Consider the following 20,465-nt stretch of genomic DNA (forward strand, 5'->3'; position numbering starts at 1 on the left):
CAGGAGCTAATAACATGCCAATTTATAATAAACTTGTCCGGGATCTCATTCCGGAAATTATCAGCAACAATGGGAGTACGATGTCGATACGTAAATTGGATGAAGAAGAGTATCGGAAGGAACTCCGAGTTAAGTTGAACGAAGAGACAGAGGAGTACTTATCCGCAAAGTCGGATGTTGAAGCACTCGAAGAACTGGCAGATGTCCTAGAGTTGCTCTACGCATTGTCAGAATCCCATGGCTTTACACCAGAACAGTTGGAGGAAGTGCGAAAAGTCAAGATCATATCTACCTGATTGAGGTTCATGATGCCTGACAATTGGAGTTTGACGTTAGGTGATGGCAGGAGACTGTTTGTTAGGCACCCAGCTAGAGGAATTACTGGCTTTTTTACAGATTCATCCTATCAGGGCTTAAAGTATCCTAGCTTAATTCCTCCACGGTGCGCTAAAGTTATAAATTTAATCTAAGTAAAGGACTGTTCATATAAACCAACAATACATCTACACACTCCGCCTAATCCCTCTTCTACACAACGAAGCGAACTGGACCGAAGACCATAACGCTGTTGTAAGCAAGCACTCCAATACCTCAAGCAACACCTGGAGCAAGGCACGCTGATTATGGCGGGAAGAACGTCGCCGCTGGATGAGACGACGTTCGGGATTGTCATCTTCAAAGCAACAGGCGAGAGAGAAGCTCGCCAGTTCATGCAACAGGACCCTGCTGTTGCTGAGGGAGTTATGAAAGCCGAGCTATTCCTTTCCGCGTGGCTTTATCCACGATGTAGCTATAGCTACTATGACTAACCGTTTATCACTAACTTAGTGAATGGACGGTTTTTCTTGTTATAGTCGTCATTCTTCATATGATAAACTGGTCATATTAACGCTCATGCACCGGAGGAACTATGAAGGATCTGGAAATAAAGCTTGAGATGGCATTGAGAGAGGTCGAACGATTGAGTCTTGAGAATCGCCAATTAAAGCAACAAATTGAAGAGATGTCTAAGGACAATTCAGGGTTGATTAATGCGAGTCAAATTTCTATATACACCGATACTTCCGTAGTAAAAGTTCCTGAGGCTAATATAGAACCTATCAAGGGAAGTGTCCACAACTACTCAACTCCGATGGAGAAGATTCAATTATTTCGCAGCTTATTTCGAGGCCGTGATGACTTATACCCAAACAGATGGGAGAACAAGGCGGGTAAGTCAGGATACTCACCTGCTTGTCAGAACGAGTGGACTTTTGTATGTAAGAAGCCTCAGATTAAATGTTCGGACTGCTCGCATAGAGAGTTTATTCCTGTAACTGATGAGACTATTTCTAATCACCTCGATGCCAAGTTTAATAGGACGATCGGAATTTACCCCATGCTTGAAGATGAAAAGTGCTGGTTTCTCGCTATCGATTTCGATAAGCACAATTGGAAGCAGGACGCTGCTGCTGTCATGGATACATGCAGACAATCTAAGGTGCCGGCTGCCTTGGAACGTTCCCGTTCAGGGAACGGAGGGCATATTTGGATATTCTTCGACCAGTCCATTGAAGCCAGTTTGGCTCGAAAATTCGGTTGTGCGCTTTTAACGAGAACGATGGAAACAAGATATGAGCTTGGTTTGGATTCATACGACAGGTTATTTCCCAATCAGGATACGCTGCCAAGAGGTGGGTTCGGCAATTTGATTGCTCTACCGCTGCAAGGAGGTCCCCGCAAAGACGGAAATACGGTTTTCATAGACGAGAACTTTACTCCGTACGAGGATCAGTGGAGCTTCTTGTCTGGTTTAAGTAAAATGACCCTTGCCGAGGTTCAGAATCGCGTTCATGAGTTGACTAGAAATTCGAGCCTCTTAAACGTCGGTACATGGGACGATACAATGGACGAAGACAAACCATGGGAGAAACAGCAGCCGGATATGGATGAAGTCTTGGTTAATTTACCTCTTCCACCGAAGGTGTATCTTGTTCATTCGAATATGATTTATGTTGAGAAGAATGGCTTACCGGTGAAGTTCATGAATCAAATCAGGCGGCTTGCTTCCTTTCAAAATCCTGACTTTTATAAAACGCAAGCGATGCGGCTGCCTACGTATGGAAAACCGCGTGTAATAAGCTGCACGGAGGACTATTCCAAACATATTGCTTTACCAAGAGGTTGTTTGCAATTGGTTATTAATCTATTCGAGAAGCATGACGTGGAGTTGGTAATCACCGATGAGAGAAACAAGGGGATAGAAGTGGACGTGAATTTTACTGGTCAGCTTTCAATCCTTCAGGATGCTGCAGCCAGGTCCATTCTTGCGCATGATACGGGGATTCTTTCGGCTACAACAGCTTTTGGGAAGACGGTGGTAGGAGCATCCATAATTGCTTCTAGAAAAGTAAATACTTTGATACTGGTACATCGGCGAGAATTGATGGATCAGTGGAAGGAAAGATTAGCAACTTTTCTAGATCGGAGTCCACAAGATATTGGTATTATTGGAGGCGGTAAGGAGAAGCGAACAGGGATCGTCGATATAGCCGTCATTCAAAGCTTAAATAATAAAGGCCAGATTAAAGATTATATAACGGAGTATGGCCAAATTATTGTTGATGAGTGCCACCATATATCGGCATTTAGTTTCGAGCAAGTATTGAAGAAGGCAAATGCCAAATACGTTGTTGGTCTGACGGCTACTCCTACCCGGCAGGATGGACAGCAACCTATCGTGCTTATGCAGTGCGGTCCTATTCGTACTCGCATTGATGCGAAGTCGCAAGCTTATGTTAGAGGATTTGAACATAAAGTGCTGCCGAGGTACACGACATTCCAGTTATCCATTCAAACGCCAACTCCATCAATACAGACGATCTATCAGGAGTTAATTGAAGATGAAGCGCGGAACGAACTTATTTTTGACGATATTCTGAAGTGCTTGGAGGAAGGAAGATCGCCAATTCTGCTCACGGAGCGGACAGCACATGTGGAGTATTTTGAGAAGAAGTTGGATAATTTCGCGAAGAATGTGATTGTGCTGCGAGGCGGGATGGGGAAAAAGCAGCGAGAGGAGCTGCGGCAGCGGATAGCGAGCATCCCTGATACGGAAGAGAGGGTCTTCATTGCAACTGGCAAATTGATAGGTGAAGGATTCGACGATGCCAGGTTGGATACGTTATTTCTAGTCCATCCCATCTCTTGGAAAGGTAGTCTGCAGCAGTATGCGGGCAGGCTGCACCGATCACATGCGAATAAGCAAGAGGTCCGGATTTATGATTATATCGATATCCAGGTACCTCTGCTGATGAGCATGTACAAGAAAAGAGTAAAAGGTTATCGTGCAATGGGTTATAGGGGGATGGAGTTGTAAAGGAGAAACGTAAATTTAAATTAATAGGGAGCGGAGAAACATGAGCAAGCTTTCAATTCCAGCGCTGAAGAAACAGCTAAAAACCTATAAAACGGAAGAATTGGTATCCATAATAGTCGATTGTTATCGATCGAACCCCGAGGTTAAGAAGTACATTCATATGCTGCTGGAGCCCGAGAATACGGAAGATCAGTTGTTTGAGGAAGCGAAAAAGAAAATTGTGCAACAGTTCTACCCTGATCGAGGTTATCCTAAGCTTAAACTGGCAGAAGCGAAGAAAGCAATCTCTGAATTTGGCAAGCTTAGCGGCAATCAGGCCAGAACGATCGAATTAATGATTCATTATGTTGAACTGGGTGTGAGGTTTACCAATGATTATGGGGATATCAACGAGCCATTCTATAATAGTATCGCTTCCACATATCACAATGCATTAAAAAAGATCAATCAAGACACCAACGAAGGGTTGTTGCATCTCTTCAAGGAAAGACTAAGTGCAATTGTAACGGATACAAGTCATATTGGATGGGGATTCCACGATGAATTGGCCGGATCGTATTACACTTACGTCGTAGATGATGAGGAAGATTAATGCCAACATAAATCCGCATACAGCAAGTAACAGCCTACCACACGCGGATTTTGTTTTGTCTGTGAGGCTTTATGCGAGCTGAATCCCGGATTTTGTCCGGATACATTCCAACAGCCGAGTGAAATCAGGCTCCTGCCTTGATTTCGCTCGGCTTTTTTGGCCTACGGCTCCCCGCTGGATATGAAGCTGAACCGATAAGATTGTACTGAAAGTCCCGAATATTTGAAATTCAAAGCGCTTTCATTATCGGGTAAAGTTTTAGCTATCAAATATATATCCTAATCGGGGTGACAGGATTGAACAGAAGATTCAACAAAACGATAGCGGTGTGGCTAACTGCACTAATCGTATTCAGCTCGGCTCTGCCTGTATTCGCCAGCGCTGCGTATGCGAGCGAGCCTTCCCAGCCGGAGACGGCCGGAACGTTTGCCGATTCGCCGCAGCCTGGGCAAATTCGCATCTATGCAGGAGCGGATGCAGGCAATTCGGACACACAGGGCAACCGCATGGTCGGCTCGATCGTGAAGGAGCGCTACCTCAATCAGAACTTCGGCTCCGAAGCGAAAATCGCAAGCCAGGGCGATGGGGTCGAGAGTTTCGCACGTTACGGTTGGCATAAGAAGGTAACGAAGCGGGTGGCGAACGGGGATGCGTATTTCTCCTACCGCATTCCGATCGACCCTTCGACTCCGGCACCCTTATATGTTTCGATGGAAACGATCGGCGAAACAAAGCTGACAGCCGAAGGCACGACACTGCTGAATACGGGCAACAGCGGTCTTGGCGTACAGACGCCATGGGAATTTACGCTGGACGATCCGGCACTGTGGGCGGATGGCTACGTGGAGCTGAAGTTCGAGGATGCCGATCCTTCGGATGGGGAAGGCGTCAATCTGTTCTGGCTGGAGCTTGGCCGGTCGTCCGCCTGGCGGGATCGCATCAAGCATATCGTCTGGGACACGTCGGCTATCGTTTGGCAGGCCGGCTACTATGAAGGCACGGCAAGTGAGTTTAAGGGCTCGGCCAATTCGCTTCAGCTGACCTCCGCGACTACGGACGTCACAACGGCAAGCTCGACAGGGAAATTAACCTTCAATTGGAATCAGCCTGCTCCCGCGGCAGGGAAGAAATACTATTTGCTCGCGGGCTTGATCGGCGGCGCCGGCAGCCACACCTTCGATATGGGGAGCGACGGCTCGGTCGAGACGACGCGCGAAGCGAGCAAGGAGCGGATTACGGACTGGGACGTCACGTCTTACATCAAGGACGGGGCCAACTCGGTTCAAATTCAAGCCGCTCCCGGCGCATCCTATGACTTCGTCAGTCTGGTCGAAGTAACCGATGGCTCGACTTCCGACAATGCGCTGAAAGTGGTGTTTAAAGGGAACGAAATGGCGCGCAACTGGACGCGGCTTGTAAATAATACAATGTTTTTCCATATGGACATGATGACGGAGAAGAGCACCGGATTTATCGACTCGTCTCTTCCGAACGGGATTTTTCCGCTGCTTTATTGGGTTGCCGACAGCGCTCCTGCCATGCTGGAGATGGCGCGCTGGGGCTACACGGACGAAGCGAAGCAGGCGTCGCTCTTCCGCAGCGCGGGCAATCATTACTCCGGCGACAACGGAGCTGCCGGCCTCGTATTCGCCACGATCGCGTATTTGATCAAAGGCGACAATTATACCGGCGATTACGCGGATAAGGCTTGGCCGATCATGAAGGACGGACTGGATTACTATGTGGAACAGATCGGGAATAATCCGTACCATCTGATTAAAGGAACGGGTCTGGAAACGACGAATAAAGGATACGGGATCTACAATAACTCGATTGCTTATTTTGTGCTCCTTGCCGGAGCGGAAGCGGCGGGCAAGATGGGCTATACGTCCGAACAAGCCAGCTGGCTTGCGGCTGCTGATTCGTTAGCGGATGGCATCGACAATAACCTGATTGCCCATGACGATATTTCGTGGCTGGGACATACGATCAAGAAGGATACTTGGCGTTACTCGCTGAACGGCGAAGCGTCGGACGGCAGCGATGCACCGTGGATTAATGCTGGCTGGTTCGGCGTCGGAGGCCAGGAGGAGCTGTACTACGGCTATAAAGCCCCGGCGGATACCCGTAATCATGCTGTTGAGGATTGGCGCGAAGTAACGAACAACACGTTAAATTATCATTCGGAGAACTTCTGGGAGGATTGGAAGCTTTACGGGCATAATCGCGGCTTTGGGACCGATTACGGCGTTCTTTCGGAACGCGGCGGGTGGCCGCTGCTGTCCATGCTAATGGGTGACCGGATGGAGATGGCTAAGAAAAACTTGCAGCACATCATTTGGAACAGCACGGACCTGAATTTTGCAAACGACAATGAAGGGGTCCAAGAAACGTCGCCGTGGCTGCTAGTGCGTGAGGTTAACAAGTCTGATCACGGCATCGCGGAGCCGAATGAAATCGGCAATGGCGGAAGTAACGAGGATATGAACCTCGTTGAATATATCGTGACCTTAAAAAATGTCCGTATTATGGCGGGGCTGGACGATTCGCTCGAAGGAACGGACAATCTCGCTATCGTGCCCCGCCTACCAAGCAGCTGGGACGGTGTGGACGTCAACGGCTGGTCCGCGCATTATCGCACGGATGGCGGAGACATTGCGCAAACGAAGATTTCGTATGACTACGATATCAAGCCGGAGCGGGCAAAGCTTGAAATTTCTGCGGAGCAAGCCATTTCGGGAGCGAAGTTCCGGTTCGGTCCTTTTGCGAAAGACGCCGTGATTGACGCCGTTATAGAGGATGGAACGGAACTGAATGCAAGCCGGTATGAGGAACAGATTTCCGGGGATTCCAAATGGGTATGGGTGGAAGGGGATGTCGGTACGGCTTCCTCTGTCTATGAGGTACAGGCTGATCTTCCGCACTTGAGCTTTTCAAGCGATTCTCAAGCTGCCGATTGGAGCGGCTGGTCGTCACAGGCTGCTGATAGCTGGACCGTTGATACGGAGCAAGGCGTTCTGCAGGGACAAAGTGAGGACGGCGATTCGTTCCTGAATGCTAATGTGCAGCAGGATTTGATCTACTCTTCTGATGTGTTGCTCGCACAGTCAAGCGCGGCCGGTTTGACGTTCCGAACGGACGAGACGGGTACGCAGGGCTATGATTTCGTGCTTGATGCGGCAGCGGGTACGGAAGGAGAGCTTCGTCTTGCAGATAGAAACGGCACGGTGCTCTATGAGCAGCCGATGCATGTGAATGTGAATCGGACCTATACGTTGAAGGTTGTAGCATCGGGTCCGATTTTGATGGGCTACCTGGACGGCACCAAAGTATTCCATATTATCGATTCGACGTATGCCAGCGGGCATGCAGGTTTGTACGTGCGGGGCAGCGCCGCGTTCGATAACGCGCTTGCGCTGGACAGCGCAGCTTCCGTGAGCATTCCGGCACTGGAGAGCGTCTCGATCTCCAGCTACAAGACCAATACGCTGCTGATGACTCAGGAGAAAGAAATTCCGGTCATCGCGACGTTCGATAACGGAGAAACGTTGGATGTGACTCATGTTCCAGCGCTGCGCCAGTACGTCATTAGCGATCCCGAAGTGCTGGAGGACACCGGCTCGGCGCTGAAGGCAGGCAAGGTTGGCTCCGCGGATGTATATGCGGTTGTTACGATCAACGGGGTGACGAAGCAGTCCAACACGCTTCATCTGAACGTGGAGGAGCTGTCCCATGCGGAGATCTACTTCAAGAACGACGCGACGAGCTTGACTTTGCTCGTGGGACAGATCGCCCAGGTATGGCCTTGGGCGAAGCTGCAGGATGATAAGTGGTGGTTCCTCGGCTATATGCCGGCTAGCATGAATATAGAGTATTTCAGCAGCGACCCGAGCGTTGCAAGCGTAACGTACGATCCGGCCGACAGCGATCCGGAGAATCGCAGTGTGCTTCACGCGCTCTCAGCCGGAACGGCGACGATTACGATGGCGGTGACGGTGAACGGCATTACGGTAGTCTCGCCTAATTCCGTATCCGTAACGGTCATTGATCCTTCGCAATTTACAGGCTTCTCGGACAGCTTCGACGATGGGAATATGGATGGTTGGGCGCAGAATGGGCCTGGCGTATGGAGCGTCGTCGACGGCAAGGCACAGGTGAACAATTTGCAGCCGACGGGATGGGATTCATGGAATATCGTAGACGCGCAAGGCGGCGACTTCGTCTACAGCGGAGATGTGACGTTCGTTAGCGGCTCGGCGGCAGGCCTGAGCTTCCGAACGAATGAAACGGGCACAGTCGGCTATGACCTTATTCTAGATAAGTACGATGGCGTGAAGCTCGCGGGAAGGCCGTATCGTGCGTTCAAAACGGCATCTGCGTCGTTCGCCGACAACCAAACGTATCACGTCAAAGTTGTGGCGAAGGGCGCCAATATCAAGGTTTACCTGGATGGCGTGCTGAAGCTCGATTACAACGAGACGGACTACGGTTACACATTCGGCCAGTTCGGCCTGTTCTCGTTCCAAAGCACGGTGCTATTCGATAATCTGCTGGCGGAAACGTCGTTTAAGCTGGATCAGGTGACCGCCACTTTGGATAGCGCGACACTGCTGAGAGGCGGAAGGACGAATGTGCAGCTCACGGGCAAGCTGAACACGGAGGAGGCCGCGGATCTTAGCGAAGCGCAGATTGTATATGCCAGCAGCGATGAAGCGGTGGCAACGGTCGATCAGAACGGCCACATTACGGCTGTCGGAGCAGGGAGTGCAAGCATTAGCGCGGACGTGACACTCCACGGAACTACCGTTCACTCTAACGCTGCGATACTCTATGTTTCGGAGGATATGGAGAGGCCGATATTGAAACAAACCGTGCTGACGCTTGCATCCGATCAGCTTAACATCGGAGCCGAGATGCAGGCTGTCGTAAGCGGTACGATGACGGATGACACTGCCGCCGATCTCGCCTCCGCTGACATTGTGTATGCAAGCAGCAATCCGTCGATCGCGGCTGTATCTGCCGGCGGAACCGTTACAGCGGAAGGGTTCGGTACCGCTGTAATTACGGCGTCCGTAACTTTGGACGGCGTGACGCAGCTCTCGAATGCGGCGAACGTCACCGTCGCGGGAACGGAGACGTTCACAGAGGACTTTGAGGATGGTGACACGACGGGCTGGTCGCCGAACGGCGGTATGTGGAGCAACGCAGGGGATCGCATGAAGGTGCAGTATGATACCCCTAACAGCTGGTTTGACGCTTGGAATATCTTCAATAAGAAAGGCCAGGACTTCAGCTACAGCGCGGATGTTAAGCTTATCTCCGGCAACTCGGCGGGCATCAGCTTCCGCACGAATGGAAGCGGCTCGCAAGGATATGACGTCATCTTCAGCATCTTCGATGGCTTGAAGCTGGCGAAGAGGCCGTATGCGGTCTTGGCAAGCTACACAGGTTTTACGAAACAGACGGATCGCACATACCATATCCAGGTTGTCGCGAAAGGCGCTAATATGAAAGTGTACTTGGACGACGCGCTAGCGATCGATTACACCGACAACACATACGCCTCAGGACAATTCGGCCTCTTCGCGTTCCAGGGTACGGCTGAATACGACAATTTGCAGGTACAGCCGTGGGACACGGAGCTGCCGGTCTGGGTGAATGGCACGCTGTCCGCATCCGATGTCACGTCTGCAGGCATGAAGCTGCAATGGAGCGGTGCGGCGGACGAAAACGGCTTGTCTCAGTATCGCATCTATCAAAACGGCGCGGTCATCGCCACCGTTCCGGCAAGTGTAACCGACTACGAGCTTGCCGGACTGACCGCGAACACGGCGTATGACTTTAAAGTGGAAGCAAAGGATGAAGCGGGCAATTGGAGCACGAACGGCCCGACTGCGCATGCGTTGACGCTGCAGCAGCAGAATGAGGATTTGGCGGCTCCCGCTTGGGAAGACGGTGCGGCGCTTACGGCATCTGCCGTGACGCAAACAAGCGTGCAGCTGCAATGGAGCGAGGCCGCCGACGATACCGGCGTGGAAGCATACCGCGTATATCGGGACGGTCGATTGCTTTCAACGGTAGCGGGCGATACGCGCCAGTATCCGGTTACCGGCCTGAGCGCAGGCAGCACCTACAGCTTTAAGGTTGAAGCCGGTGACGCCGCGGGCAACTGGAGCGAGAATTCGCTCATCTTGACCGTGCAAACCGCATCGGCTCCGGTCCTTCCGCCTGTAACGGCATCGGCGAAGCCGCTGCCGGATAACCTGACCGCGATTTCCGAGGAACAGTGGCATTCCTCGCAGGCGGGCAAAGTGACGATCAGCCTGCCGGCAGGCAAAGACGGCCTTCTGCTGCCGGGAGATACGCTCGCGAAGCTGGGTAAAGGTGACCTGATCGTACAAGGAACGGCAGGCACGGCGACAATTCACGCTTCTGCGCTTGCGGCCGCCGAGTCCTTGCTGCAAGCAGTTGGTCAAGGGGCGGAGCTTGTCATTTCCATCCGCACGCTTCCGGCGGAGCAAGGCGCGGCGCTTACGAATGCAGCGGGCGTGCCTGGCTTACAGCTTCGGCTGGTAGGCAGCGTGACAAGCGTTGCGTTCTCGGCGGTGGATAAGGACGGCAAGATCATCGAACTAGCAGGCAGCGGCGACATTCCGGGACAATTGACGCTGCACTATGATCCGAAGCAAGTGGATGACCGCCTGCTTGGCGCGTACCGTTATGATGAAGCGGCGAAGTCCTGGGTGTTCATCCCCGGCGCGATTGACCGGAACCGCCATCAAGCGAATTGGGCTGGCAGCGCTTTAGTGCATGTGGCGCTGCTCCAATACGATAAAACGTATGAGGATGTCGCTGCCGCTCACTGGGGGAACGCGGCACTCAAGGTGATGACAGCGCAGCATCTGGTTACAGGAACGTCAAGCACGGCATTTACGCCGGAAGCGAAGACGACTAGAGCTGAATTCGCTGCGATGCTATCCCGGCTGCTTGACTTGCACGCAGAGCACGAAGCGGCATTTACAGACGTTGCGTCGGACAGCTGGTATGCAGACAGCGTAGCAGCAGCAAGCGAGGCCGGGATCATTACGGGCTTTGGCAACGGCAGCTTCGATCCTGACGCTCCGATTACGCGAGAGCAAATTGCAGTCATGCTGATCCGGGCGTTTCACTACAAGATGCGAGCTTCTGCCGCAGACGGGCAACCGTCCGGCTCGCCGATTTCCTTTAAGGACGCGGCGAATATGTCAGATTGGGCCGCGGATGCAGTGGCGCAGGCGGCGGCGCTCGGCCTCATGAACGGGCAGAGCGGAGGAATGTTCGCTCCGAAGTCCGATGCGCTTCGCATCGAAACGGTGCAGTCGATTTACAACCTTTATTCGCTATTCAACGAAGCAACCAATTAAACAGAAGCCATATGCGATGCTCCCTTCAGCGGTTCTGAGGGGAGCCATGCGCGTTTTTGGAGGGAAGGGCCATGTTTTATTCTTTGCGGCAGCGGCTGCTCATCACGTTCATCGTACTGCTCATCATTCCCTTTACGGCGATGGTGCTCGTGCTTACGCAAATGTCCAATAAGGAGATCGGCAACTCAATCGAGGAATCGACCTCCCAAACGATGGATCAGTATGCGTCCTTTGTGAACACGTTGACCAATCAGGTGGAAGACGTGGCCAATCAGGTATTGAGCAACGATGTTACCCAGCAATGGATCGGCGGCCAGATGAACCCGAGCCTCCCGGAGAACAGGAAGGTTCTGCTGGATGCGGAGCTGCGCAAATTTCTGTCCTCCATCGCGCTTAACCATTCTTATATTTCGTCCATCACGCTGTTTGACAGTAACGGGGTAGCGGTAGGGATCAGCGATCAAACCTTCCGCGACGCTTCTTACATGAAGAGCGAATGGTACACGGCCTTCAAGCAGGAGGAGCGGCGATGGACGTCGGCCCATCTCGATAAATACCAGCCAAGCTCGCTGCAGCATGAGCAGGTGAACAGCCTCCTGTTCAATCTGGTGCACCTCAGCTCCTTCCAGAACATCGGTATTTTGAAGGTGAACGTGCTGTCCGAGGACATTCTGAAGCCGCTGCAGAAGATCAAATTCGGCGAGACGGGGCGCGTCTATTTGCTGGATGCGAAGGGGATGCCGGTGTTGAACCAGACGCTCCCGCCGGAGATGTCGGGCTTCTCGTCCGTATGGCCAGCTATTCAGGCCGATAAGCATTCCGGAGGCAAAATAATTGTAACCCCTTACAAAAAACGCCATCTCGTGCTCTACCGGAAGCTCCTCGGTTCCGATTGGGTCGTTATCGGCGAGGTACCCGAGTCGGAGCTGTTTCAAAAAATGACACGCGTCCAGCAGACGATGCTTGCGGTAGCAGGCGGTCTTCTCTTGCTTACGATTGCTGCGGCTTACTGGCTGTCCAAAAGTATCGCCAATCCGTTGTCACTCCTCGTCCAGTCGATGAAACTGGCGGAAAGAGGCGAGCTCGCCGCTGCGGAACGGCAAATTGTAGAGCGCATGCCGCGCAAACGAACGGAGGTCGGCTATGCGACCCGGGTGTTCCATGCGATGGTTACGCGGCTGCGGTTTCTCATTGAGACGGAGTTTCATGCGAACATGAGGCGCAAGGATGCGGAGTACAAGGCGCTTCTGATGCAGATTAATCCGCATTTTCTTTACAATACGCTCGAAGCGATCGGGAGCTTGTCTGCCCAGGGGCGAACAGACGATGTTGTGGACGTGACGGAATCGCTCGGTCAGATGCTTCGCTTCTCGTTGCGGACGGATAACGATTTGGTCCAGCTGAAGGAGGAGCTGCGCTACATCCGCCACTATGTGTCGATTTTGCGCATTCGTTTCGGCAATCGTCTCGATATTGCCATCTCGGCGGAGACGGAGCTTGGGAACGAGTCGATCGTGAAGTTTATTTTTCAGCCGCTTGTAGAGAATGCGGTTAAATTCAGCCTGGAGAATGCCAGCACGGCACTCGTACGCGTAGGCGTCCGCGGCGAGGGAAAGGATCTGCTGATCCAGATTTCGGACAATGGCCCTGGTATGCCGCAAGAAATGATACAAGAGATTTACGCCCAAATGACGCAAGGGGAAATGTCGGACGTATTGGGCGCTTCGGGAAGAAGAATCGGCTTGCGCAACGTCCTTGCGCGCTGCCATCTGTATTATGGCGAACGCTTGAAAGTCAGCATTCGTTCTTCTCCCGAGCATGGAACGGAAATTACTTTACAGATTCCGAGAAGCGAGGGCGAAGTGAATGTACAACGTATTGTTCGTTGATGACGAACAGGAAATTCGCACGGGATTGAGACTCAAAATGGATTGGAGCGGCCTTGGCTTTCAAGTGGCGGGCGAGGCCAACAACGGTCAGGAAGCGCTCGATCGGCTGGACGAGAGCGACTATCATCTCATGATTACCGACATCAAGATGCCGGTCATGGGCGGGCTGGAGCTGCTTAAGCGAGCCTCGGCGAAGTTCCCTTACTTGAAAGTGATTGTATTGTCGGGGTTCGACGATTTTCACTTCGTGAAAGCAGCGCTGCAATGCGGAGCCCGCGATTATTTGCTGAAGCCGGTCGTTCGCAGCGAACTGAGGGAAATCATCGAGAAGATTCGTGGCGAGTTGGATGAAGAGATCGTGAAAGAGTGGGAGCATCGGGACGTGCAGCGGCAGCTGCAGCAATCGATGTCCGCGGCCAAAGAGCAGCTGATGCTCGCGCTTATAAGCGACGAAGGCGAGGATCATCTGCTGCCGCTGCGCAGTGATATTGCGACCCTTCAGTTCAAGCCGTTCTCCCGGGATAACGTCCGGCTGCGGTTTCTGTGCGTCGAGATGCGGCTTCCGGAGGGACGGGTGGCGGAGGCGGAAGGAAGCCGCGGGCTGCTTCGGCTTGCCTTTCAGATGGTATGCCGCGAAATAGCGCAGCACGATGCGTTCGAGGAGCATGTCTTTGCCTTTCATCATCCGAGCTACCCGAACATGATGCATTATTTGCTATTTACGGATACCGAAGAGCAGGAGGAGCGGGTGCTTTCGGCGCTTATTGCGCAAATTCATGCTTCGCTGCATGGCCATCTCCGGGTAGAGACGGTCATTGCCGTCGGGGATGCTGTGCGTGAATTGACCGCCGTCAGGCAGGCATTCGTCTCCTCCTTTGTGAAGTGGAGCAGGAGCCAGGCTGGAGCAGTGACACAGACGATTATGGTAAAGCCTGGGGCAAACACCTCGGACCCGCTGCAGCCGGAGCTGGAGAAGCGCCTCCTGCTTCTGCTGGATGAAGGGGAGTTGGAACGGTTCGTTCAAGCGATTGCGCTTCCGCTGCAGATGTGTGGCATTTCCTTGCAGGAGATCCATTCCTTCATGCTGCGTGTCGTCTTTATTTTGCATCAGGCGCTAACGAAGAACGGGCTTGAGCTGGAGCAAACGCAGGATTGGCTCTTCCCCATCACGCAATGGAAGTTCACGACGCCGCAAGCCGCTGCTGAATACCTGGAGGAGCTCGCTTCCTTTGCGATCGCAAGAATGAAGCGGTCTCGGACAAGCGGGGGCGCAGCCGTCGTCGAGACGGTACGCCAATATATCGATTCGCAATATATGAACGAAATCAGCCTATCGATGCTGGCAGACCGCTTTCATATCAATACAACGTATTTGTCCGAGCTGTTCAAGAAGCAGATCGGCACGACATTCAGCGATTATTTGATCCAGGTCCGCATCGGCAAAGCGGAGGAGCTGCTGGCCGATCCGAATTTGCGCCTGGCCGATATTGCGGAGCTGGTCGGGTTCGCGAACTCCAGCTACTTGAGCAGCGTCTTCAAGAAAATGTATGGGGTCAGTCCGAATGAATACAGGAACCGGAGCATAGGCGCGCCAACCCGATAATTTTGTATGCAATTAACCTAAACGATTGAATTCTGCTGCTCGGCCAGCGATGGTAACATGAACTTGCGAGCATAACATAAGAGTTTACGAAAGGTAGGGTCATAGGGCAAATGAAAAAAGTTGCGGGTCTACTTCTTACGGCGGCAGTGAGCATGAGCCTGGTCGGCTGCGGCTCCGACAATGAAACAAACGGCGGGAAAGCATCGAATAATACGGCGGCATCCGCCGATGCAAGCACGAATGCAAATGCAGGTACGGCTGTGAATGCGAATGATACGGCGAACGCGGAGCCGGTGGAGCTGAGCTTCTGGCGGCATGATTTCGCGCCGGAGGCCGATTCCTTGAAGAAGCGAATCGCTTCTTTCGAAGAGAAGTATCCGAACATTAAGGTGAAGATGGAGCTGATCCCGAACGATCAGTACGAGACAAAAATCCGTACATCGCTCGCGGGCGGAAATCCGCCGGACATTATGGCGCTTGACGGGCCGACGCTGGCTTCTTACGCACATCAAGGCGCGCTGCTGCCGCTTGATGATTACATGAACAAGGACGGCAACAAAGACGATATTGCGAAGCCGGTGCTGGAGAGCTTGACGTATAACGGTAAGATTTACGCCGCTCCGAATAATGACGCGAGTCTGGCGATGTTCTACAACAAGAAGATGTTCAAGGCGAAGGGTATCGCGCTTCCTTCCAAGAACCCTGACGAGGCATGGACGTGGGAGCAGGTGCTCGATGCGGCCAAGAAGCTGAATGATCCGGCAAAGGGCGTATATGGCTGGAATCCGACGCCATGGGGCTTCGCCGGTCATGAAGGCGCTCCGTTCTCGGAAATGACGTTTCTATGGCAAGCCGGCGGCGACGTGCTGAGCCCGGATGCGAAGACAGCGAAGGGCTTTCTGGATTCCGACGCGAACAAGAATGCGCTGAAATTCTGGAGGTCTCTGTATAACAGCGAGAAGGTCGCTCCGAAGGAGCTTCCGCAGGATGCGTTCGCTAACGGCAAAGTGGCGATCCACGTTGACGGACCGTGGGCGTTCGGCAGCCTGGCTGCGAATTTCCCGAACTTCAAACTTGGCGAAGATTACGACGTCGCTCCGCTGTGGAAAGAAGCGAAGCAGGTGACGCCGAACGGAAGCTGGAATATGGCTATTACGGCGAAATCGAAGCATCCTGAAGAAGCTTGGTTGTTTTTAAACTGGGTTACCGGTGTGGAAGGGGCCAAGGAATGGTATAAGGATACGAAAAATCTGCCTGCCCGGTTGTCCACAGCGGAAGCCTTCGCAGAACTGAAGGAGTATCCGATGAACATTTTCGTACAGCAATCCGCCAACTTTGCTCATCCTCGTCCGGTCACGCCTGCTTACCCGGCGGTCAGCGAGGCAGTCCGGCTCCTGTTTGAGGATGTTGGTCTTGGCGATGCCAACATCGACGATGCATTAGCCAAAGCTGTAGATAAGATCGACAACGCGATTGCGCAGGTAAAGTAATCGTTCATAGCTGGTGCACGAAGGGAGAGGGGGTGCATAAGCTCCGTCTCCCTTTGTGCTGTCTATTTCATTCGTTATGTGGGGAGGGACAGTCGTGAGAGGATACAAATCGGGGATCTATGACAAGCAGGAGATGCGAGCGGCGTTCCTGTTCATTCTGCCCGCGCTGCTGCTGCTCATATTGTTTATCTTCTATCCGATGGCGCGCGCGCTTCTCATCAGCTTCCAAAATTATAATTTGATTTCCGCAAATACAAGTCCAGCGGGGCTTGCCAATTACCGGCAGTTGTTCGAGGACTCATCCTTTCTGGAGAGTCTGGGCCACTCGTTTTATTTTGCCGCTGTCGTCATTCCGCTGCAAACGGTAATCGCACTCGGTCTCGCCCTGCTCGTCCGCCGCGTATTTCGGGGCGTCGGCCTATTCCGGACGGTCTACTTTCTGCCGGTAGTCGTGTCGTTCGCGATTGCGTCTACCATATTCAAGCTTATTTACAACAAAGACTACGGCATGCTGAACGTCTTGTTGAGGGGACTCGGACTGCCTGCGTGGGATTTTCTGTCCAATCCGGACATATCCATGATCGGCATCATTATTTTGTGTATCTGGAAAGCAATGGGCTTCTTTATGATCGTATTTCTCGCCGGCTTGAACAACATTCCCGATTCGCTCTATGAAGCCGCGCATGTGGATGGCGCTGGAGCGGTTCAGCAGTTCTTCAAGGTGACGCTTCCGCTTCTGAAGCGTACAACGGCCTTTGTCATTATTATTACGACAATGGATGCACTCAAGATATTCGTTCCGATCTACATCACGACTAGCGGAGGCCCGGCGCAATCCACCAGCACCGTCGTTTTCTACATCTACGAGACGGCGTTCAAGCAAATGAATATGGGGTACGCATCGGCTGCTGCCTTCGTCTTATTCGCTATCGTGCTTGTCATCTCCGTTATTCAGCTTAGATTGTTCCGAACGGATGTAGAATACTAGTCCGATTGCGTATTAGAAGGAGGGACGGGTATGAGAAAGAATCGGATCGGCATTCTCGCCGTTCAATATGTTGTCATGACACTTATCGCCTTACTGGTCATTTTTCCGGTGTATTGGATGATTATGAGCTCATTCCGCACGCATGAGGAAATATTCAAATACAGCACCTTAAGCTGGCAGCTGTTCTTTCCTGTCAAGTGGACGCTCGTCAACTACAAAGAAATTTTCATGGACGATTCAAAGCCGTTCGGCAGATATATGCTGAATACGTTGCTCGTGGCGGTTATCGTCACCTTCCTGGGGCTGATCGTCAATTCGCTCGCCGCTTTCGCGTTCGCCAAGCTGCGCTTTCCGTTCAAGAAGACATTGATCGTGATCTTCCTCTCCTCGCTCGTCATTCCTTATGAGGTCATCATGATCCCACAGTATTTGCTGATCGGCGACTTGCACTGGATGAACGATTACAAAGCGCTGATCGTGCCGCAGATCGTCTGGGTATTCGGCATCTTCATGCTGATCCAGTTTTTTGCGGACATTCCGAGAGATATATTGGACGCTGCGAAGATAGACGGCGCTGGCTGGCTGCGCATCTATTCCAAGATCGTGCTGCAGACGGCCGTTCCGGCGCTGATTACGCTCGGCTTGATGACGTTCCTGAACCAGTGGGATTCGTTCCTATGGCCGCTTGTCGTCATTAACGAGGAGAAGAAGCAGGTCATTCAAGTGGCGATTTCATCGTTTCAATCCCTTCGGAATATATCGTGGGGGAAGGTGCTGGCTGCTACGACGATCAGCTCCGTACCGATTCTCGGCGTCTTTCTCCTGCTGCAAAAATATTACGTGCAAGGCATTACGATGTCCGGCGTGAAAGGATGACAGCTCCATGGCAAGCTGGTTGAAGACAGGCGCCCATCTGAGGTGGTACGCCGATCATGAATGGAACGACTATCCGGTTTCTCTTCCGGCAGGCGAAGCGCATACATCCTATGCGGCCGTGTCCGGAGCGGAGGTCACGCTCCAAGTCCGCCTTGCGTCTCCCGAACTGCAGACGGATGTGCAGCAAGTATATGAGGCGGAGATAGCGATCATGCCGTCGAGCGAAGCGGCTTCAATTCGCGGCATACAGCTTGTATGGCCGATCGACCCGGCATTGAAGTGCGTCTGGAAGCCGCATCTGTCGCCGTTCGAGAATATGGCGGTCGGAGACAGGCTGTTCCGCTCGCCTGCGATTATTTTTGAGAGCGAGCGGAAGATGACCGCGTTGGTGCCGAATATTGACGCAATCGAGCAGCTGCGCGTGCTTCCGCATATTATGGATTATACGGAATCGAATCATAGCTTGATGTACGGCTTGTGCGACTATGAAGAAACCGGTCATGTGTATCACAAGCTTGCGCCTGAGCGGACAAGCGCGGCGCAGCCGTTATCATTCCGCTTCTACTTGGCGGAGTGGATAAAGCCGGAGAACGGCCGGGACAAGGATTACCGGCCTGTCGAACGGCTGCTGTGGGAGCTGTTCGCCGCGAAGCGAATGCCGCTGGAAGATGAACGGCTAGTGGTGAATGCACTGAAGCCTTATACGGACTATGCCTACGGCTGGGCGTTCGAGCGATGGGGCGATGTGACATGGCAGCAGTTCAGGCTGAACGGAGAAGAAGTCGGCGGTGTCGCTTTTATCGTATGCGCCAGACAAAAGCCCGGTGGCGGTCAGGAGCAAGCGTGGCGCGAGCCGAAAAGCTTGTGGAACCAAGCCTGGTTTTGCGGCTTGCGCACCGCCTACGGCTATGCGCTGTGGGGACGAAGCGGCGGATGCGAGGATTGGGCGGCTAAGGCGGAGCTTGCGCTTAACTTCGCCCTGAGCGCGCCTCAGACCGAAGGGCTGTTCCCTGGGTATTACCAGGCCGGAGAGGACAATGAGTGGGAATCGGGACGGTGGTATATGTCCGGTCCGCGGCGACCGCCGGGGCACGAGGATGATGTGCATCTGCTCGATAGCTCCTGGACATGCTACTGGCTGTTGAAGTGGTATCGCGACGTTCGCGCGGACGAACGGATTTTGCCGTTTGTCCGCCGTTATGTGAACCGCTTGCTGAGTTTGCAGCTGGACAACGGCAGCTTCCCGGCGTGGGTGGAGCCAACGACCTCGCAATCTTCGCCCTACTTGCTCGAAAGTCCCGAAGCGTCGATGCATATCATGCTGCTGTGCCTGCTGAACGAAATCGAGCCGAATGCGGCTTACATCCAAGCCTCGCAACGTACCGCAAACAGGGTGCTGGAGCAGGTGGTAGCTGCGGGAAGATGGGAAGACTTCGAAACGTACTGGTCCTGTTCCAAGCAATGGGAAGGCAAGCAGTACGGTCAGCTCGATTCGCGCAGCGGCCTGTACAATCAGTGCAACTTCGGCATGTACTGGACTGCTGAAGCGTTCAAGGACCTCTATACGGCAACGGGATCGGAGCATTGGCTGGATGCGGGCGAGCAGGTGCTGGCCGAAGCTTCGCTCTACCAGCAAATATGGCAGCCCTCTTATTTTCCGGTTCCGACCGTAGGTGGCTTTGGCGTCATGAATAGCGATGACGAATGGAACGACGCTCGCCAAAGCTTGTTTGCGCTTACTTACCTGGACTACTACCTTCTTACCGGCAGAGAGAGCTATCTCGCTCGCTCGCTGTGGGCGATGAAGGCTTCGTTCTATATGATGTATTGCCCGCTTAATCCCGCCGTTAAAGCGATGTACGAGCGTGTACACAAGCAGTTTAACGAGCATGATTTCGGTTTTCATATGGAAAATTTTAATCATCACGACGGTACGCCGGTGGACGGTTTAGGGGAATTCACCATATTCGATTGGGGCTGCGGAGCGGCTTCCTCCTCGTTGGCCGAATTTGAGCTGACCTTAAACCGTGCTGCTGCGAAGCAGGTAGAAATGCCGTTCATTTCATAAGCACCAGACTCGAAAGATCGCTTTCGCTTACCCATTCGGGCAGGCGAAAGCGGTCTTTCTTGTGCTTAGGGAGCTGCGGGAACGAACTTTGCGGCAGCTCGCACAGCATAGTGAGACTCTCCTGGCACCCTTCCGACAATTCAGTTCATAATTTGACATATTTTGAGCAGAAACGATTGCATTTTTATGCATGGGGGC

At 52.7% G+C, this 20,465-nt stretch carries 11 protein-coding genes; all 11 read left to right on the forward strand.

Annotation, left to right across the window (positions count from 1 at the left end; genetic code table 11):
- Nucleotides 1-14: 14 nt before the first annotated feature.
- Entirely contained in the window at nucleotides 15-296 is a 282-nt protein-coding gene (locus tag A8990_RS07345; protein WP_116188360.1) for a nucleoside triphosphate pyrophosphohydrolase, read from the forward strand.
- Nucleotides 297-623: 327 nt separating this feature from the next.
- On the forward strand, nucleotides 624-809 hold the full coding sequence (locus A8990_RS32000) for a YciI family protein (protein ID WP_245995882.1): 186 nt from the start codon (nucleotides 624-626) through the stop codon (nucleotides 807-809).
- A gap of 101 nt (nucleotides 810-910) precedes the next feature.
- Complete coding sequence (locus A8990_RS07355) at nucleotides 911-3,358, forward strand: TOTE conflict system archaeo-eukaryotic primase domain-containing protein (RefSeq protein ID WP_116188361.1); 2,448 nt, start codon at nucleotides 911-913, stop codon at nucleotides 3,356-3,358.
- A gap of 40 nt (nucleotides 3,359-3,398) precedes the next feature.
- Nucleotides 3,399-3,950, forward strand: coding sequence for a DUF6155 family protein (locus tag A8990_RS07360; RefSeq protein ID WP_116188362.1), 552 nt, complete (start codon nucleotides 3,399-3,401; stop codon nucleotides 3,948-3,950).
- A 296-nt stretch (nucleotides 3,951-4,246) separates the two neighbouring features.
- Nucleotides 4,247-11,353 (forward strand): S-layer homology domain-containing protein, encoded by a 7,107-nt coding sequence (locus A8990_RS07365; RefSeq protein ID WP_116188363.1) that lies wholly within the window; start codon nucleotides 4,247-4,249, stop codon nucleotides 11,351-11,353.
- A 71-nt stretch (nucleotides 11,354-11,424) separates the two neighbouring features.
- A complete protein-coding gene (locus tag A8990_RS07370; protein WP_116188364.1) occupies nucleotides 11,425-13,242 on the forward strand; it encodes a cache domain-containing sensor histidine kinase in 1,818 nt (605 codons plus the stop codon).
- Nucleotides 13,220-14,845 (forward strand): response regulator, encoded by a 1,626-nt coding sequence (locus tag A8990_RS07375; RefSeq protein WP_116188365.1) that lies wholly within the window; start codon nucleotides 13,220-13,222, stop codon nucleotides 14,843-14,845. The genes A8990_RS07370 and A8990_RS07375 overlap by 23 nt, the downstream gene beginning before the upstream one ends.
- A 110-nt stretch (nucleotides 14,846-14,955) precedes the next feature.
- On the forward strand, nucleotides 14,956-16,335 hold the full coding sequence (locus A8990_RS07380; protein WP_116188366.1) for an ABC transporter substrate-binding protein: 1,380 nt from the start codon (nucleotides 14,956-14,958) through the stop codon (nucleotides 16,333-16,335).
- A gap of 94 nt (nucleotides 16,336-16,429) precedes the next feature.
- The gene (locus A8990_RS07385) at nucleotides 16,430-17,323 is read left to right on the forward strand and encodes a carbohydrate ABC transporter permease (RefSeq protein ID WP_245995883.1); all 894 of its coding nucleotides are present in this window, start codon (nucleotides 16,430-16,432) and stop codon (nucleotides 17,321-17,323) included.
- A gap of 30 nt (nucleotides 17,324-17,353) precedes the next feature.
- Complete coding sequence (locus A8990_RS07390) at nucleotides 17,354-18,199, forward strand: carbohydrate ABC transporter permease (RefSeq protein ID WP_116188367.1); 846 nt, start codon at nucleotides 17,354-17,356, stop codon at nucleotides 18,197-18,199.
- A 7-nt stretch (nucleotides 18,200-18,206) separates the two neighbouring features.
- A complete protein-coding gene (locus tag A8990_RS07395; RefSeq protein ID WP_116188368.1) occupies nucleotides 18,207-20,267 on the forward strand; it encodes a hypothetical protein in 2,061 nt (686 codons plus the stop codon).
- The last annotated feature ends 198 nt before the right edge of the window (nucleotides 20,268-20,465 follow it).

It is taken from the genome of Paenibacillus taihuensis, from assembly GCF_003386535.1.
In the GTDB taxonomy this organism is placed as follows: Bacteria; Bacillota; Bacilli; order Paenibacillales; family Paenibacillaceae; genus Paenibacillus_Z; species Paenibacillus_Z taihuensis.

Excerpts from the sequence above, each read along its gene's own strand:
- A8990_RS07345 (WP_116188360.1), top strand. The coding sequence starts at position 15 with ATGCCAATTTATAATAAACTTGTCCGGGATCTCATTCCGGAAATTATC.
- A8990_RS32000 (WP_245995882.1), top strand. The coding sequence starts at position 624 with ATGGCGGGAAGAACGTCGCCGCTGGATGAGACGACGTTCGGGATTGTC.
- A8990_RS07355 (WP_116188361.1), top strand. The coding sequence starts at position 911 with ATGAAGGATCTGGAAATAAAGCTTGAGATGGCATTGAGAGAGGTCGAA.
- A8990_RS07360 (WP_116188362.1), top strand. The coding sequence starts at position 3,399 with ATGAGCAAGCTTTCAATTCCAGCGCTGAAGAAACAGCTAAAAACCTAT.
- A8990_RS07370 (WP_116188364.1), top strand. The coding sequence starts at position 11,425 with ATGTTTTATTCTTTGCGGCAGCGGCTGCTCATCACGTTCATCGTACTG.
- A8990_RS07375 (WP_116188365.1), top strand. The coding sequence starts at position 13,220 with ATGTACAACGTATTGTTCGTTGATGACGAACAGGAAATTCGCACGGGA.
- A8990_RS07380 (WP_116188366.1), top strand. The coding sequence starts at position 14,956 with ATGAAAAAAGTTGCGGGTCTACTTCTTACGGCGGCAGTGAGCATGAGC.
- A8990_RS07390 (WP_116188367.1), top strand. The coding sequence starts at position 17,354 with ATGAGAAAGAATCGGATCGGCATTCTCGCCGTTCAATATGTTGTCATG.
- A8990_RS07395 (WP_116188368.1), top strand. The coding sequence starts at position 18,207 with ATGGCAAGCTGGTTGAAGACAGGCGCCCATCTGAGGTGGTACGCCGAT.